This is a genomic window from Blautia sp. HCP3S3_C12 (assembly GCF_052064155.1).
Taxonomy (GTDB): Bacteria; Bacillota; Clostridia; order Lachnospirales; family Lachnospiraceae; genus Blautia_A.
Window position 1 is genome coordinate 1 of sequence record NZ_JBQHWC010000021.1, and the last position, 16732, is coordinate 16732.

Here is a 16732-nt window from a genome sequence, read left to right on the forward strand (position 1 = left end):
TGGCGGTTCCGATGGGCCTGCCATCATCATTCACACAGCATGGCTATACTTGTTTGGCTTCATGCCACAAGTCCTCGCCTTCGTGGCGCACCGTCATCAGCATAGACTCCAGCATATTCCCATCTGGGGTTAGCCTGTATTATTGCGCTGTAATGGCTTACCTGGGCAGAAAGTGAATGATGAAGCTGTTCTGTTTCTAGTGAAACTCTGGCATATGCAGCTACCCTTTTTCTTTTTACGCATTCTGCCACGGCAGGTTTTATTTCTCGTACCTTTGCCATAATAAACCTCCTTGTCAGTGTGACATTTTCCCGTAACTGCCATACTTTATCAAGCGGATATCTCATAGGGTCTGACCCCGGAGTATTTCCTAACAATGGGAAAGAATGCATTCAGCTTTATAAAGATTTTCTGAAAAAACGAGATGCCATTACAGCAGAAGAAATTCTCGGTCATAACCTGGAAGATGTGCTGGGACTTGGAAGAATTTTTGAGATGCTAAGTTATCTGTGTATTTATGATTCCGAGTATGAGGTTACATATGCGGAACTGGATGATGAAAATCTGATTCTGGAATTAACACTTCCTTATCAACTTCCGCAGAAATTCTCCAATGGAAATGAACAGTTTTATCTCACAGGAGAAAAAGAAACAATATCTGGAACATGCACTTTCCTATTTGCTGAACACATTAAAATAATTTTCCCAAAACAAAAACACCATCTTGGCATAAATCTGATTATGCAAAGATGGTGTTTATCAATTTCACTGCAATTCTGTATAAAGAAATTATTCTTCTGTAGCTTCCTCAGCTGCCGGTGCCTCAAGAGCTTTCATGCTCAGGCTGATCTTCTTGTCTTCGCCGTTGAAGTCAACAACCTTAGCTTCGATCTCCTGTCCGATTGACAGTACGTCTGCAGGTTTGGCAACGTGCTCTCTGGAAATCTGGGATACGTGAAGGAGTGCGTCTACTCCAGGTGCAAGTTCTACGAATGCACCGAAGTCTGTCATACGTGCAACTTTACCTTTTACTACGTTTCCTACAGCAAATTTCTCAGCTGCTGTAAGCCATGGATTCTCCTCAGGGAATTTCAGGGAAAGTGCAATCTTATCTCCATTGATATCCTTGATCAGAACTTTCAGCTTCTCGCCAACAGTGAATACCTTCTTCGGATTCTCTACTCTGCCCCAGGACATTTCGGAAATGTGAAGAAGTCCGTCTGCACCGCCAAGGTCAACGAATGCACCGAAATCTGTAACATTCTTAACAACACCTTCTACTGTGTCGCCAACATGGATCTTTTCCATTAATTCTTTCTGTTTTTCTGCTTTTTCAGCAAGAAGAAGCTGCTTACGGTTACCGATGATGCGGCGTCTTCTCGGATTGAATTCTGTAATAACGAATTCGATTTCCTGATCTGCATATTTGGAAAGGTCTTTCTCGTATGTGTCGGAAACAAGACTTGCAGGAATGAATACTCTTGCTTCGTCTACGTTTACACAAAGTCCACCGTCAAGTACCTGACTTACAGGAGCCTTTAATACTTCCTGATTCTCAAATGCTTCTTCAAGACGTTTGTTGCCTTTCTCTGCTGCCAGTCTCTTGTAAGTAAGAGTAACCTGACCTTCTCCATCATTTACTTTGAGAACTTTTGCTTCCATTGTGTCTCCAACATGAACAGCATCTGTGAGTACAAGGCTTGCATCGTTAGAGTATTCGTTCTTTGTGATAATACCGTCTGCTTTATAACCGATATTCAGAATAATCTCATCTTCTTTTACATCGATGACAGTACCCTGTACAATCTCTCCATTTCTGATAGTTTTTACGGAATCTTCCAGCATCTGTTCAAAACTTAATTCTGACATGTTCTTGAACCTCCTCAATAATTTTGTTTGGGGTGGAAGCCCCTGCTGTAATACCTACATAACTACTGCATTGGAACATTTCAGAATCCAAGTCTACAGGTGTTTGTATATAGTAAGTATTTCCACATTCCTTTTTACATATTTCAAACAGCTTTTGAGTATTGGAACTGTGCCGGCCGCCTACGACCAGCATAGTGTCTACCTCTCCGGCTATGTTTTTTGCTTCTCTCTGCCGTTCTTCGGTAGCATTACAAATAGTGTTTAAAATATTGAGAATATTTAAAACATTATTATCATACCTCTTTTTGCAAAGAATTTCAACTAAATCTTTAAATTTGTTGTAATTAAATGTCGTCTGGGACACAATACTTATTTTTTTCCCTTTTGGAGGTACAAATGCCTCTGCTTCGTCCTGGTTTTTGATCACTGTGTAAGGGCCCTGACACCATCCGCAGATTCCCTGAACCTCCGGGTGATCTTTGTCACCGATGATCACTACGTGATTTCCGGCCAGACTTTCTTTCTCTACGACGCGGTGGATCTTCAGAACGAAGGGGCAGGTCACATCTACGTAAGAGATGTTTTTTTCTTTTAGTTTATCGTAGATGGGTTTGCCCACACCGTGGGAACGGATGACTACTGTTCCGCTTTGCAGGATGTCATCCGGGGAATCCAGGTCTGCTTCTGTGATAACATGGACGCCTCGGGCTTCCAGATCTGCTACTACGCCTTCATTGTGGATAATCGGCCCCAGAGTGAAGATGGGTTTCTGTTCTGTGTCTATGAGTTCGTAGACTTTGTCTACTGCACGTTTGACACCGAAGCAGAAGCCTGCTGTCTCTGCTACTTTAACTTTCATGACTAGTCCTCTTAATTTATATTCATTACCATTCTTCTGAAATTCAACCGAATAACCGCCCTTCTGATGAACTACAGGCAGTTATTTCTGTACTTTCTTATTATACACATCAAGAATAGCATCTACAACCTGATCAATTCCCATTTCTGATGAATCAACAAGCACTGCGTCTACTGCCTGTTTCAGAGGAGAAACTTCCCGGTTCATATCGCGTTCATCGCGCTGGATGATATCTTTGCGAATCTGGTCAAGATCAAATGGTTCGCCTTTCTGTTCATATTCCAGTGCTCTTCTTTTTGCTCTGGTATCGGCGCTGGCGGTAAGGTAAATCTTTACTTCTGCATTTGGAAGGATGGTTGTGCCGATGTCTCTGCCATCCATGACTACATTGTTTTTCTCTGCCAGTGTTCTCTGGAGCTTGAGAAGATGTGCTCTTACCTTTGCATTGGCAGAACTTTTAGATGCCATGTTCCCCACCTGCTCTGTGCGAAGCATGGAATTTACATTTTCACCGTTCAGAATTACGATCTGTTCTCCGTTCTTATATTCAATAGAGATATCAGCTCCGGGGCATGCAGCTTCAACTTCCTCCTGGCTGTCTCCATTTACCCCGTGGTTCAGAAGATATAAGGCCATTGCCCTGTACATGGCTCCTGTATCCACATAGATAAATGATAATTCTTTTGCTACTTTTTTGGCGATGGTGCTCTTTCCTGCTCCTGCAGGTCCGTCGATGGCAATATTACATCCCATTTTCACGGTTCCTCCTGTTTCTATTATTGATCAATATTTATGAATCGCTAAATAACGCATAACCGAATCATATCATAAATATAATTTGCTTACAAGGTACTCATCCTCTGCCTATTTCTATAAACAAACAGCTGTTACTGTTCACTCCGTTCACAGTAACGTAGCCAAAATTCATTCCAGATTGCCTGCGGCAATGGAATTTTGGCTTGTATGTCTCGGGATTTTGGCATATTCATGCCAAAACACCTCGCGGAATAGTGGTGTGTGAACAGTAACAAACAGCTTACTGTATGGCCTGTGCTGCCAGATATGCAGTTGACCATGCAATCTGCAGATTGTATCCGCCTGTCACTGCATCCAGATCCAGCACTTCGCCTGCGAAGTAAAGACCTGATATTTTCTTTGATCCCATTGTTCCGGGGTTGATCTCTTTTACAGAGACACCGCCTCTGGTGATAATGGCTTCCTTGAATTCGCCCATTCCTGTGATTGTGAAGGGAAAGGCTTTTATAAGGTCAATAAAGTGCTGGCGTTCTTCTCTGGAGATATCGTGGATTTTCTTCTCTGCAGGGATACCGCCCAGCTCCAGCATTACCGGTGTCAGGGATGAGGGAAAAAGTACTCCGATCACGTTCTTGAACTGTTTGTTTGGTCCTGCTTCAAATTCACGGAGAATTCTGGCATCCAGCTGTTCCTTTGTAAGGGCAGGCTTTAGATCCAGGTATGCGGACAGCTCGCCATTTGGTGCTTTTGCCAGTTTTGCGCCTATATGTGCACTGGCTGAGAGGATCATGGGGCCTGTGACTCCGAAATGGGTGAACATCATCTCTCCGAAATCCTCGTAAAGCACTTTCTTGCCATTCTTTATGGTAAGACCTGTGTTCTTAAGGGAAAGCCCCTGAAGCTTAGGGATATAGTCTTCTTTTGTCTTTAATGGCACAAGAGATGGGGCAATGTCTGTGACTTTCAGTCCCAGTTCTCTTGCGAAACGATATCCGTCACCTGTGGAGCCTGTACTCTGATAAGAGAATCCACCTGTGGCCACAATGACTGCGTCGCCCTCCATAAAGGTGCCATCTGTCAGGATAACTCCTGTTACAGAATCTGTTTCAGATTCTTTTACGACTTCTTTTACGGCTGTATGAAGATGGATCTTTGCTCCTGCTTTCTTCAGTTCCCGCTCCAGGGCACGGATAATGTCTGAGGAATGGTCTGATTGTGGAAAGACACGGTTTCCTCTCTCTGTTTTCAGAGGGACACCTGCTTCCTCAAAGAACTCCATTACATCCTGAGGAGTAAATGAATAGAAGCTGCTGTAGAGAAACTTGGGATTGCTCATCATTGCAGGAAAGAGTTCTTCTGTGTCGCAGGCATTTGTCACATTGCATCTGCCTTTTCCTGTAATAAATACTTTCTTGCCCAATTTCTCGTTTTTTTCTAATATATGAACTTCATGATGGTTGCGGGCTGCAAAAACCCCTGCCATCATTCCGGCGGCGCCGCCGCCGATAATTAAAACTTTACTCATGGAATATTCTCCTGTATTTGTTTTACCCTGCGGATCCTATTTCCCGGGTATCATATTCTTTCATAATAACGCAAAGGAGCCTGCTTACGCAAGCTCCTTTTTGTTTTTATTTCATATTATACAGGATATGCTCCGTTCTTTTTGTCTGCTGCTTTCTCGTCAACCTTTGTCTGCTGTGCCTGACGATATTTGAAGAAGTCCATAGCTACCTGTGGGAACAGTGCGTATGTTAATACGTCCTCATCCTGTTCCTTGTACTGAGCCATTTCGCTCTCAAGTTTCTCAAGCTCGTTGTCAAGAAGATCTGCAGGACGGCAGGTGATCGGTTTCTCATCGCCGATGCACTTCTTCTGTACTTCCGGATTAAACGGTTTTACAGTTGCACCGTATTTTCCTAACAGAATATCCTTTGTTTCTTTTGTAACCATTTTGTATCTCTCGCCCATAAGCACGTTGAATACAGCCTGTGTACCAACGATCTGGGAAGACGGAGTAACAAGTGGCGGTTCACCAAGGTCTTTACGTACACGGGGAACTTCCTCGAGAACATCGTAGAATTTGTCTTCTGCGTGCTGTTCTTTTAACTGAGAAGTCAGGTTGGAAAGCATACCGCCCGGTACCTGGTACAGTAAAGTCTTAATGTTAACACCAAGGTTCTTCGGATTGAGCAGTCCGCTGTCAAGAGCCTCGTCACGAATCGGACGGAAGTAGTCAGCGATTTCAGAAAGAAGCTTCTGGTCAAATCCTGTGTCGTATGGTGTATCCTTGAATGTCTCAACCATAACCTCTGTTGCAGGCTGGGATGTTCCCAGTGCAAATGGAGACATTGCTGTATCGATGATATCCACACCTGCTTCTACTGCTTTTAAGTAAGTCATGGAAGCTACACCTGAGGTGTAATGTGTATGAAGGTCGATCGGGATCTTAACGGTTTCTTTTAATGCTGTTACAAGCTCTGTAGCTTTGTTTGGAAGGAGAAGACCTGCCATATCTTTGATACAGATGGAATCAGCACCCATATCTTCAATACGTTTTGCAATGTCTGTCCAGTATTCCAGTGTGTAAGCATCTCCTAATGTGTAGGAAAGAGCTACCTGTGCATGAGCCTTCTCTTTGTTTGCAGCGCTTACTGCTGTCTGCAGGTTACGAAGGTCATTGAGGCAGTCAAAAATACGGATAATATCAATTCCGTTTGCAGCTGATTTCTGTACGAAGTATTCTACAACGTCATCTGCATATGGACGGTATCCAAGGATGTTCTGTCCACGGAAAAGCATCTGAAGTTTTGTGTTCTTAAAGCCGTCACGTAATTTACGAAGTCTTTCCCATGGATCTTCATGAAGGAAACGAAGGGATGCATCGAAGGTTGCACCACCCCAGCACTCTACTGCGTGATAGCCGACTTTGTCAAGTTTATCTACGATCGGAAGCATCTGTTCTGTGGTCATACGTGTTGCGATCTGGGACTGATGAGCATCACGGAGAATGGTTTCCACAATTTTAACAGGTTTTTTCTCTAATTCTGCCATTATTATATCTCCTTATATAATTCTGTTGATTCAATTAAATGCCGAAAATAGCCATGAATGTTCCGGCTGCTACGGCTGTACCGATAACACCGGCAACATTCGGACCCATTGCGTGCATCAGAAGGAAGTTTGTAGGATCTGCCTCTGCGCCCACTTTCTGGGATACACGGGCTGCCATAGGTACTGCGGACACACCTGCAGAACCGATCAGTGGGTTGATCTTTCCATGAGTCAGTTTGCAAAGCAGTTTACCAAGCATACATCCGCCGAATGTACCGATGGCAAATGCAACAAGACCTAAAACTACGATCTTCAGAGTATCTACGTTTAAGAATGCTTCTGCACTTGTGGAAGCACCTACGGATGTACCCAGAAGGATAACTACGATATACATCAGGGCATTGGAAGCTGTTTCTGTCAGCTGTTTTACAACGCCGCACTCTCTGAACAGGTTACCAAGCATGAGCATACCAACCAGCGGAGCTGTTGTAGGCAGGATCAGGCAGACAACGATTGTGATAATGATCGGGAACAGGATCTTCTCCAGTTTGGAAACCGGGCGAAGCTGATCCATTTTGATCTTACGTTCTTTCTCTGTTGTGCAGAGCTTCATAATAGGCGGCTGGATGATCGGAACCAGTGACATATAGGAATATGCTGCCACTGCGATTGGTCCCATCAGAGCTGTCTGACCAAGTTTACCTGCAAGGAAAATGGAGGTCGGGCCGTCAGCACCACCAATGATGGAGATTGCAGCTGCTGCTTTTCCGTTGAATCCAAGGAAGATTGCCAGGAAGTAAGCTGCATAAATACCAAGCTGCGCTGCAGCACCCATCAGGAAGCTGATCGGGTTTGCGATCAGCGGACCGAAGTCTGTCATGGCACCTACACCCATGAAGATCAGGGATGGTAAAATACTCCACTCATCAAGGATGTAGAAATAATGAAGAAGTCCACCTACACCATTAGACATGTCTTCCGGGTTTGCCATAATGTCCGGATAGATATTTACAAGCAACATACCGAATGCGATAGGAACCAGCAGAAGTGGCTCAAATCCTTTCTTGATAGCAAGATAAAGGAATACGCAGGCTACTGCGATCATCAGGTAATTGCCCCATGTCAAACTGAAGAATGCTGTCTGGTGAATCAGGTTGGACAATGTTTCTGTTACATAAGACATTTGACTACCTCCCGTCTTAGTTCATTGTTGCTAAAGTATCTCCGTTTTCTACAGAGGCACCTTCTGCAACATCAATGCTTGCAATGGTACCGTCCTGAGGAGCTACTACAGGGATTTCCATTTTCATGGATTCAAGAATAACTACGCTGTCTCCGGCTTTTACTGCCTGTCCAACACTTGCTGCTACTTTGACAACCTTACCAGGTACGGAAGCAGTTACTTTTACTGCGCCGGCGCCTGCTGCAGGTGCTGCTGCTTTCGGAGCTGCTGCAGGTGCAGCCTTAGGTGCTGCTTTTGGAGCTGCTGCAGGAGCAGATACACTTCCTGTTTCTTCAACAGTTACTTCATATGCTGTACCATTTACTGTAATTGTATAGCTTTTCATTTTAAAATCCTCCTAAATAAATGACAATTATCTTCTATTTCTTTTTACTTTACGGATGGAACGAACTACGAAGCCGTCTGTTGTAGTTCCTTCTGCTGCTGCGATAGCTGCTGCAATAACAGCTACCAGCTCTCCGTCATCTGCAAGATTCTCTTCTGCCTGTACAGGAGCTGCTGCAATTACTGCTGCCTGTGCTTCTTTCGCTGCTTTTGCTTCTGCTGCTTTCTTTGCTTCCGGATTCGGGATGAAACGGAACAGAGAGATCAGAAGACTTAATAAAACCAGCATTACGAATACAGTTCCAACACCCATCAGAGTGTTAAGTCCGGCTCTCTGGAGAGTTTTGCCCAGACCATACTGTACATCTACAGACATGGAAACCGGTGTTCCTGTTGACTCAAAAACATATACAAAGTTTGCATTTGTTTTCTCAAATTTTACAGGGACAGTTACTGTATACTGATCATCTTTTAAAGTTACAGTTGTCTCGCCGTTGCTTTCCTTCTTCGCACCAAGTTCATCCTTGGAGGTCTGCCAGGACTGCATTGCGCTTGTAGTAAAGTCATCCCCTGTGTTCATGTAATTCTCGATGTCTGCATCCTTCAGTGCGACAATGGCATCTGTCAGACCCTCTGCAGTTGTTACCAGTGAGGTTTTTACAGATTCATCGATCTTATCAGCTGCAAATACCATGGAAGTACTTCCGATCACCAGTGCAGCCATTACAAGAAATGTCATGAATACAGAAGTTATTTTTTTGATCATTTTCATATGCGTCACCCCGCTTAAATCGTTCCGTGTTTCTTAGACGGACGATCTTCCCTTTTTGTGAACAACATCTCAAATGCACCGATTACATATTTTCTTGTGTCAGCCGGGCTGATCACAGTGTCAACATAGCCTCTTGCTGCTGCAGAAGCAACGCCATTCTGAAGTTCTCTGTACTGAGCAGCTTTCTCATTTAATTCAGCAGCATCTGCATCTGCATACATGATCTTGGCTGCCAGGGAAGCATCCATCATACCGATCTCTGCGTTATCCCATGCATATACAAGGTCTGCACCGATAGATTTGCTGTTCATTGCCACATAAGCGGTACCATAAGCTTTGCCGATGATCACATTTACCTTGGGAACAGTTGCATCTGCAAATGCAGCAACCAGTTCACCTACAGATTTTGCCATCATTTTCTCGCTGCATAAGGTTGCCATGAAGCCTGTAGCATTGGTAAGTGTAAGTACCGGGATATCAAAAGCATCACAGAATTTCACGAAATCTGCTGCTTTTCTTGCGCCTCTTGCAGAGATGCTTCCATCAAAGGTTTCTACTTTCTTGCCTTCTGCATCATATACTTCGCTTCTGTTTGCAACAGCACCTACTGTAGCACCGTTTAAACGGATGAAGCCTGTAACCATGTCTTTTGCATAGTCTGCTTTTGTCTCAAAGAATTCACCGTTATCAGAAATCTGAGAAAGTGCGATTGCAGTGTCTCCTGCACAGTTTGCAAGGTCTGCGCATACACGGTTCAGATCATCTGTACACTCTGTATAGTTATCTGTATCTTCATTATTGGATGGGAGAAGTGATACTAAAGAGCGGATCTGGCCAAGAACCTCTTCTTCTGTACCAACACCATCGATCACACCTGTCTCTTTGCTCTGGAAATCAGCAGCTGCTGTATCACATTTGTCTGTGTTATTTCCTTCTAATGCATTTGGTGTGTTAACGAACATTTTTCCTTTTTTAGATTCCATAAATGTGAAATCTGTCAGGGACGGGATAACTGCCATACCACCGCCACATGTTCCGAAGATTGCTGTGATCTGCGGAATCACGCCGGAGGCCATTGTCTGTTTCAGATAGATTTCTCCGAAAGCTTCCAGTGCATCTGTTGCCTCCTGCAGACGGATACCTGCACAGTCAACCAGACCGATAACAGGAGCACCTGTTTTCATGGCAAGATCATAAAGTCTTGTGATCTTCTTGGCATGCATTTCGCCAACAGTACCATTTAATACGGATGCATCCTGGCTGTATACATAAACCAGTTTGTCATCAATGACACCATATCCGGTGATTACACCGTCAGATGGTGCTTTGTTTGCAGTCATGTTGAAATCTGTAGATCTGGCTGTTACGCTCTGACCGATTTCGACAAAACTGTTTGCGTCAAGCAAAGAAGTAATTCTTGTGCCTGCTAAGCTTTGTGTTGCATTACTCATTCTTGTTTGCCCTCCATCTTTATGAGAATATTTTAAAGTTAACCCAAAAATTTAGCCAATTTTAATTCTACCTTTTTTAACACAATATTTCAATATTTTTTTAGCATTTTTGTTAAAAAAATGGCAGAAATTGTGTTTCTTCCTATTTAAAATAGGTAATACAAATTAATATGACAATCCTTATGCAAATAAAAACTTTACAACAAAACATAAAAAGGAGTATTATAAATGCTGAAAGAATCTTAGAAAGCAATAAAAATATGAGGATAAAAAGATGAACACAGTTCAGGTAAAAAACACTGTGATCGGTGAAGGCAGACCTAAGATCTGCGTTCCCATCGTAGGAAAAACAAAAACAGACATTCTGGAAGAAGCCAAAAAGATCACCACTCTTCCTGTTGATGTGGTTGAGTGGCGTGTAGACTGGTTTGATGATGTCTTTACTACTGAGAAAGTATTAGAAACCGCCAAAGAGCTTCAGGAAGCCTTAAAAGATATCCCTGTTCTCCTTACATTCCGTACTTCCAAAGAAGGCGGCGAGAAGGAAATTTCTGTAAGTGATTATGCTGCTTTAAATATTGCAGCTGCTCAGAGCGGTTATGTAGATTTAATTGATGTAGAAGCATTTACAGGTGATGAAGTTGTCAAGACAATCATCAATGCTGCTCACGAGGCAGGTGTAAAGGTAATTGCTTCCAACCATGATTTCTTTAAGACTCCGGAGAAGGAGGAGATCATCCGACGCCTCTGCATGATGCAGGAATTTGGTGCTGATATCCCTAAGATTGCAGTAATGCCTACCTGTAAACAGGATGTTATCACACTGCTGTCTGCTACTCTGGAAATGTCTGAGAAATATGCAGATCGCCCGATCATTACTATGTCCATGGCTGGAACAGGTGTTGTCAGCCGCCTGACAGGTGAGACATTTGGCTCCGCTCTCACCTTCGGCGCTGCTTCCAAAGCTTCCGCTCCGGGACAGGTCGGTGTGAATGAGCTAAAGCAGGTGCTGGATATTATTCACAGCAGCCTGTGATCTGTTGATGAATGATGTGATATCAGATGTTATTCTTGCCTATAGTCGTCTGATATCACTTCTATCCAGCAGCAGATAATTCATATAGAGCGGAGTCTCTGTACCAGTTCTTCGCAGATTTCCAACGCGTTCTTGCCGTCTGTTTCGATGATGATGTCAGCTGCCGCCTCGTATTTAGCGCGGCGTTTCTCCATCAGGTCTGCAATGAACGGAACTGTCTTGTTGTTCTCAATCAGCGGACGGTCGTGATTGTCTTTAACACGGTCCAGGATTGTCTCCGGTTTCGCAGTAAGGAGAACAACCCGTCCGTTCTTCTTCATCTCCACTACATTGCACTCTCTCATAGGAGTACCACCGCCACAGGAGATCACCACATTGCTGCGGGACTGCATTTCAATAAGCAGATTTGTCTCAAGGTCACGGAAGTACTGCTCACCGTATGTTTCGAAGATATCAGAAATACTCATTCCCTGTCTCTGGGCAATAATCTGATCCATCTCTACCACATCCATTGCAAATACATTCTTAAGGAAATCAGAAATTGTGGATTTTCCCGCGCCCATAAAACCGATCAATACAATATTATAGTTAAAAAGCTTTCTTGCCTGGATGCGTTTACTGTTGGTGCGGATGCAGTCAAATACATCGGCCACCTCATCTTTATGGCGTCTGCCTTCCATTCTGCCTTCCAGCCATTCTTTCTGCTTTGCTTCCTGCTCCGGCTGCAGGATCTGAAGCCCATTGGCTTCTTTATATGCCATAATGTCCTCTACGATTCTGTTTCGCATGATAAGGGCATCCAGGATGATCTCATCACACTGTCCAAGACTCTCTCTGAGTATTTCTAACTGATCCATATCTCTTTCCTCTGTCTTTCCTGTAATTTTTCTGTTAGAATTTATTATATCAATACCGTCTCAGCATTTCAACCCTTTAAATCATTAAATTATCCCTGATTATTTTCCGTTAATGGAAAAAGTCATGAAATACCTTTTCCGCATACCATTTAAAGCTGATCTTCTCCACGGATTTCTCTGCATAAACCGGATAAGCATCTATTAATTTCCCATCCAGATAATAGGCAATGCGGCCCAGCTTCGCCCCTGCAAGAACAGGTGCAGTGACTTTGGAGGGAATTTCCGTCCTGCAGGTTACGGTCTCTCCTTTTCTCAGAAGAATTTCTTTTTTCCTGTCCTCTGCCGTCACACTGCACTTTCCCCTCAGATAAACTTCCGCTCCCATATCCCAGTTATCTGCAGCCCCATCTGTCACCAGGATTCTTTTTGTCTGCGGCTCCTGCCAGTAAGTTTTATAATCAAAATTATAATCTCCAAAGCTCAGCAGTTTTTCTGTATCACTCCATTTATAGTTTTTATGGTTAGGCCATCCGCACCCCAGAAGACTGACGATAAATGTCCTGCCTTCCTTTTCCCAGGCACATACATAGCAATAACCCGCCTGAGAAGTATAACCTGTTTTTCCGGCAAGAACACCCTCCATCCTGTCCAGAAGTGCATTTGTATTATGTACAGAAAAAGTTCTCTTTCCGGTAATCTCCGAAAATGTATAGTCTCTGGTCTGTGCAATGTGGAGAAATGTCCGGTTTCTGATGGCATATCTCATGATCAGAGCCAGATCTTTTGCAGTTGTATGGTGCTTTCCATTCTCATCCTCTGCATCCAGCCCATTAGGTGTGATAAAATAAGTGTCCTCACATCCTATCTGCTTCGCTTTCCGGTTCAGCATTCTGGCAAAGCCTTCCACTGTACCGCCGCAGTGCTCTGCAATTGCAACTGCAGTATCATTATGACTCTTAAGCATCAGGGAATACAACAGATCCTCCAGATAATACTGTTCCCCTTTCTGAAGTCCAAGCTTCACTTCTGACTGGGAGACTGCATTTTGAGAAACCTGAACATAATCATCTCCCGGTGCACTTTCCAACGCCACAATACAGGTAAGTACTTTCGTGGTGCTGGCATTTGCCAGAGGTGTTTCCCCATTCTTTTCATACAGTACTCTGCCAGAATCCCCGTCCATAAGAACAGCAGATAAAGCATACAGTTGCTTCGGCTCCTCTGCAACCGGCGTCATATCTACCAGCTGAGGTATTTCATTCTCCTCTCCCCGCACAAAAGCATAAGTCTGCGTAAACAACAATACCGCCGTCACAATAATGACAGCGGCAATATGCTTCATTCTCATATTCCACCTCACATGCTCAGAAATCTTATCTATAAGATAATTTATGCCTGCATGTCCGGAATATGACTATATCCGTTCAGAAAAAATATGTTCAGGGTACTGTCAAATCATCCATTATAAGTCCGGTTCCATCTGGCGCTCAGATGATAAGCCCCTTCCCTTAAGGTATAAAGCTCCTTCAGATATTCCACTGTCTCAGGAATGGCCTCTCTGTAAAGCCTCTCCAGCTCAGGCATAGGAGCCTTTGCCTGTTTTACTGCTTCTGCAGTCATAAAATGCTCAATAACCGAGCCTGCAGATTTTCCGCCAAAGCTCAGAAATTTCCCTATGATCCGGCGCTTTCTGCCATGATCATCGCATACCATAAAATTGGTCAGAAGCTTCATCATTTTGACAGAAATATAAATATTTACTGTTTTCACCAGAGGCATCGCCCTGTGGATCACTCTGGCATATTCCATCCTTGGCACAATACCACAGGCTGGATAATAATGATCCGGATCTCTGCCGGTTTCCTCCATAAGCACACGGTCAAATTCTTTTTCCAAAACAATGTGGGGAATCACTCCCTCTTCTGCCATCCGGTTCACATAAGGATGGCATGCAGAATCAAGCATATAATGGCATCCAAACCCCAGAAGATATGCCAGAAGCGCTTCATCCTTATTTCGGCGCACCTGACTCATTCCCTCTTCAAAAAAAGCCTTTGCCTTCTCTCTGTGCATGTCAATTCCAAACTGAGTGACCGGATTTTTGGAAACCATATAATAAAACAGAATATCCGGTCCATGAAGTCCGATCCTGTACAGATCTCCATGTCTGCGGATCAGTCCCTTCATATCCGACGGCAATCTCCTGTACACTTCTCTTCCAAACAAATCATGTGCATATGTGGTTGGCATAACTGTTCCCTCCTGATCTCTGATCATATATCCAGTTTCAGCTGGACCTCTTCTTCTGCCTCTGCCTTAAAATCCTCTACCTTGACCGGATCCGGCATAGGCAGTTCATCCAGATCCTGTACTCCGAAGCTTCGCAGAAACTCCTCTGTGGTTCCAAAGAGAATCGGCTTTCCCGGTGCATCCAGTCTTCCCAATTCCCTTACCAGATTATATTCTACCAGCTTATTTACTGCATGATCACATTTTACACCTCGGATTTTCTCTAGTTCTGCCTTTGTCACAGGCTGTTTATATGCAATAATAGAAAGGGTCTCAAGCATTACCTCTGTAAGTACCGGCTTCTGGGGATGAAGGGCAATATTGATCAGATATTCATAATATTTCTTTCTGGTACACATCTGATAGGAATCCCCCAGTTCTATGATCTGGATTCCTCTTTCCTCCTGCTCATACCGGTCCATCATATTGTGAATGAGCTTCTCCGTTGTTTTGGTGTCCATATTAATCGCTTTGGCTATACGGGACAGCTCCACCGATTCTCCCATTGCAAAAAGGATCGCCTCGATGGCTCCCTCTAGTTCTTTCATTTTCACTGAATACTCCTTATCCTTCTTCTGCTTCTTCCGCAAATTCTGTCAGATTTTTCCATGTATCCGGATCTGTCTTTACTTCAATGGAAATATCATCAAAAAGTTCCTTCTGTTCCACCTGGATGTGTCCCATCTTCATCAGCTCCAGCACAGAGAGAAAGGTTACGATAACCTGAACTCTGGAGCACTGGCTCTCCAGAAGGTTCCGGAAGCTGAACTTTTTATGGGTTCTGGCAAACTCTTTCATCTCCAGCATTTTCTCCGAAAGGGTGACCTCCTCTTTCTCAATGGTTCCAAACTTACTGCGGATGGGATCCAGCTTATTCTCCTGGCGGCGGATGATGGATTTGTAAATGGCATTTAATTTCTCCAGAGTCAGCCCTGCCAGAAGCTGGGAAGTGTCTACCGGTTCCCTGTATACAGCAACCTCCTTTGGAATGGTAGGACCCTTAAAAAAAGAATTGGCCGCTTCATCCATTTTATCCTTCAGTTCATAAGACATAAATTTATACATCTTATATTCCAAAAGCTTTTCCACCAGCTCTGCCCTGGGGTCCTCTTCCTCTCCGTCCTCGTTTACTTCCTTAGGCAGAAGCATCCGACATTTAATATCCAGAAGAGTGGCAGCCATAACCATAAACTCACTCATAATCCCCAGATCTTCACGCTCCATGGCATGGATATACTCCATATACTGATCTGTGATCTCAACAATAGGAATATCATAAATATCTATTTTATTTTTCTCAATAAGATGCATCAGCAGATCCAGCGGACCTTCAAATACCTCAAGCTTTATGGGGATTCCCATTATTTTTCCTCTCTTCCTCTATAATCCACTATCAACAGCTCTCTGGGATTGTGGATTCTCACCGGAATTGTATGTTCTCCAAGACCGGCACTTACATACATATGCTGATTTTTCCTGTGAAAAGCCCCACAGCAATAAGGGGGAAATAACTGAAACTGAGGAGAAAGTATTCCTTTGTTCCGTCCAAATCTCACAATTCCTCCATGATAATGGCCGCATAAAATCAGGTCTGCCCCCCATTCAAAATAAGCATTTCCATATTTGGGATTATGAGTCAGCAACAGATTAACCCTGTCCTGATCAGGCTTTCCAATCAACTGCTCGATTTCTTCTGTCTGCAGCATGGGGGATTTTGGCTTTTTATAGTAAATCAAGGGAATTTCCAGACCATACACAGTAAAAGGACAGCCCTCTGCCTCCAGAAGCTCACACTGGTTATGCAGGATTCTTACTCCGGCCTTTTTCAGCCTTTCTTCATATTTCAGATATTCTTCTGCCAGCCCATTCTCTCCGGGATCTGCAGTATATAATTTATATTCATGATTTCCCAGTGCATAAAACACCGGATAACTTTCTGCCAGTCTGGTCAAAAGCTCAGCTGCTGTATCGAAGGTGTCTGTACAATTCCGCACGATCACATCTCCGGATACCAGCACCGCATCCGGAGAGCATTCCTGTATTTTTTGTATCAGCCGTTCATTTCCCGGACCAAATTCCAGTCCATGTAGATCTGCCAGCACTGCAAATCTGACAGTTTTTCCAGGAATAATCCTGTGTGTATTTATTGTATGGTATACAGTTCTAAATCTCTTCATAAATCTCCCAATTTTCAAAACTGTTAATCAGATACAGCGTTACTG

17 protein-coding genes are annotated in these 16732 nt (G+C 43.7%); 1 reads left to right on the plus strand and 16 read right to left on the minus strand.

Features of this window, described 5'->3' with window-relative positions; all coding sequences use genetic code 11:
• Positions 1-59: 59 nt before the first annotated feature.
• The 10 genes from ACTNDS_RS13885 to ACTNDS_RS13930 all read right to left on the minus strand — a co-directional run bounded on the left by ACTNDS_RS13885 (position 60) and on the right by ACTNDS_RS13930 (position 10328).
• A complete protein-coding gene (locus tag ACTNDS_RS13885) occupies positions 60-281 on the minus strand; it encodes a hypothetical protein (RefSeq protein WP_441036421.1) in 222 nt (73 codons plus the stop codon).
• Positions 282-789: 508 nt separating this feature from the next.
• The gene (gene rpsA / locus ACTNDS_RS13890; protein WP_173742552.1) at positions 790-1869 is read right to left on the minus strand and encodes a 30S ribosomal protein S1; all 1080 of its coding nucleotides are present in this window, start codon (positions 1867-1869) and stop codon (positions 790-792) included.
• Positions 1850-2728, minus strand: a complete 879-nt coding sequence (gene ispH, locus ACTNDS_RS13895; RefSeq protein WP_441036423.1) for a 4-hydroxy-3-methylbut-2-enyl diphosphate reductase — start codon at positions 2726-2728, stop codon at positions 1850-1852. The genes rpsA and ispH overlap by 20 nt, the downstream gene beginning before the upstream one ends.
• A gap of 81 nt (positions 2729-2809) precedes the next feature.
• On the minus strand, positions 2810-3481 hold the full coding sequence (gene cmk / locus ACTNDS_RS13900; RefSeq protein ID WP_441036425.1) for a (d)CMP kinase: 672 nt from the start codon (positions 3479-3481) through the stop codon (positions 2810-2812).
• A gap of 283 nt (positions 3482-3764) precedes the next feature.
• Positions 3765-5009, minus strand: coding sequence for an NAD(P)/FAD-dependent oxidoreductase (locus tag ACTNDS_RS13905; RefSeq protein ID WP_441036427.1), 1245 nt, complete (start codon positions 5007-5009; stop codon positions 3765-3767).
• A gap of 116 nt (positions 5010-5125) precedes the next feature.
• The gene (locus ACTNDS_RS13910; protein ID WP_019161473.1) at positions 5126-6538 is read right to left on the minus strand and encodes an oxaloacetate decarboxylase subunit alpha; all 1413 of its coding nucleotides are present in this window, start codon (positions 6536-6538) and stop codon (positions 5126-5128) included.
• Between the two features lie 34 nt (positions 6539-6572).
• Positions 6573-7721 (minus strand): sodium ion-translocating decarboxylase subunit beta, encoded by a 1149-nt coding sequence (locus ACTNDS_RS13915; protein WP_441036429.1) that lies wholly within the window; start codon positions 7719-7721, stop codon positions 6573-6575.
• Between the two features lie 16 nt (positions 7722-7737).
• Positions 7738-8106: a biotin/lipoyl-binding carrier protein gene (locus ACTNDS_RS13920; protein WP_008704467.1), complete on the minus strand. Its 369-nt coding sequence runs from the start codon at positions 8104-8106 to the stop codon at positions 7738-7740.
• A gap of 27 nt (positions 8107-8133) precedes the next feature.
• The gene (locus tag ACTNDS_RS13925) at positions 8134-8877 is read right to left on the minus strand and encodes an OadG family transporter subunit (RefSeq protein WP_441036432.1); all 744 of its coding nucleotides are present in this window, start codon (positions 8875-8877) and stop codon (positions 8134-8136) included.
• A 14-nt stretch (positions 8878-8891) separates the two neighbouring features.
• Positions 8892-10328, minus strand: coding sequence for an acyl-CoA carboxylase subunit beta (locus tag ACTNDS_RS13930; protein ID WP_441036434.1), 1437 nt, complete (start codon positions 10326-10328; stop codon positions 8892-8894).
• A gap of 274 nt (positions 10329-10602) precedes the next feature.
• Here ACTNDS_RS13930 and aroD point away from each other — a divergent pair, with 274 nt between their 5' ends.
• On the plus strand, positions 10603-11364 hold the full coding sequence (gene aroD / locus ACTNDS_RS13935; protein ID WP_441036436.1) for a type I 3-dehydroquinate dehydratase: 762 nt from the start codon (positions 10603-10605) through the stop codon (positions 11362-11364).
• A gap of 80 nt (positions 11365-11444) precedes the next feature.
• On the opposite strand, the gene ACTNDS_RS13940 is transcribed toward aroD, so the two are convergent.
• The 6 genes from ACTNDS_RS13940 to ACTNDS_RS13965 form a co-directional block, all read right to left on the minus strand.
• Positions 11445-12221, minus strand: a complete 777-nt coding sequence (locus ACTNDS_RS13940) for a shikimate kinase (RefSeq protein WP_441036438.1) — start codon at positions 12219-12221, stop codon at positions 11445-11447.
• Between the two features lie 109 nt (positions 12222-12330).
• Entirely contained in the window at positions 12331-13563 is a 1233-nt protein-coding gene (locus ACTNDS_RS13945; RefSeq protein ID WP_441036440.1) for a D-alanyl-D-alanine carboxypeptidase family protein, read from the minus strand.
• 113 nt (positions 13564-13676) lie between these two features.
• Entirely contained in the window at positions 13677-14471 is a 795-nt protein-coding gene (locus tag ACTNDS_RS13950; protein WP_441036442.1) for a zinc dependent phospholipase C family protein, read from the minus strand.
• 23 nt (positions 14472-14494) lie between these two features.
• Complete coding sequence (gene scpB, locus ACTNDS_RS13955; RefSeq protein WP_173742563.1) at positions 14495-15064, minus strand: SMC-Scp complex subunit ScpB; 570 nt, start codon at positions 15062-15064, stop codon at positions 14495-14497.
• Positions 15065-15074: 10 nt separating this feature from the next.
• Entirely contained in the window at positions 15075-15872 is a 798-nt protein-coding gene (locus tag ACTNDS_RS13960; RefSeq protein WP_441036444.1) for a segregation and condensation protein A, read from the minus strand.
• Positions 15872-16687, minus strand: a complete 816-nt coding sequence (locus ACTNDS_RS13965) for a metallophosphoesterase (protein WP_441036446.1) — start codon at positions 16685-16687, stop codon at positions 15872-15874. The genes ACTNDS_RS13960 and ACTNDS_RS13965 overlap by 1 nt, the downstream gene beginning before the upstream one ends.
• Positions 16688-16732 lie beyond the last annotated feature (45 nt).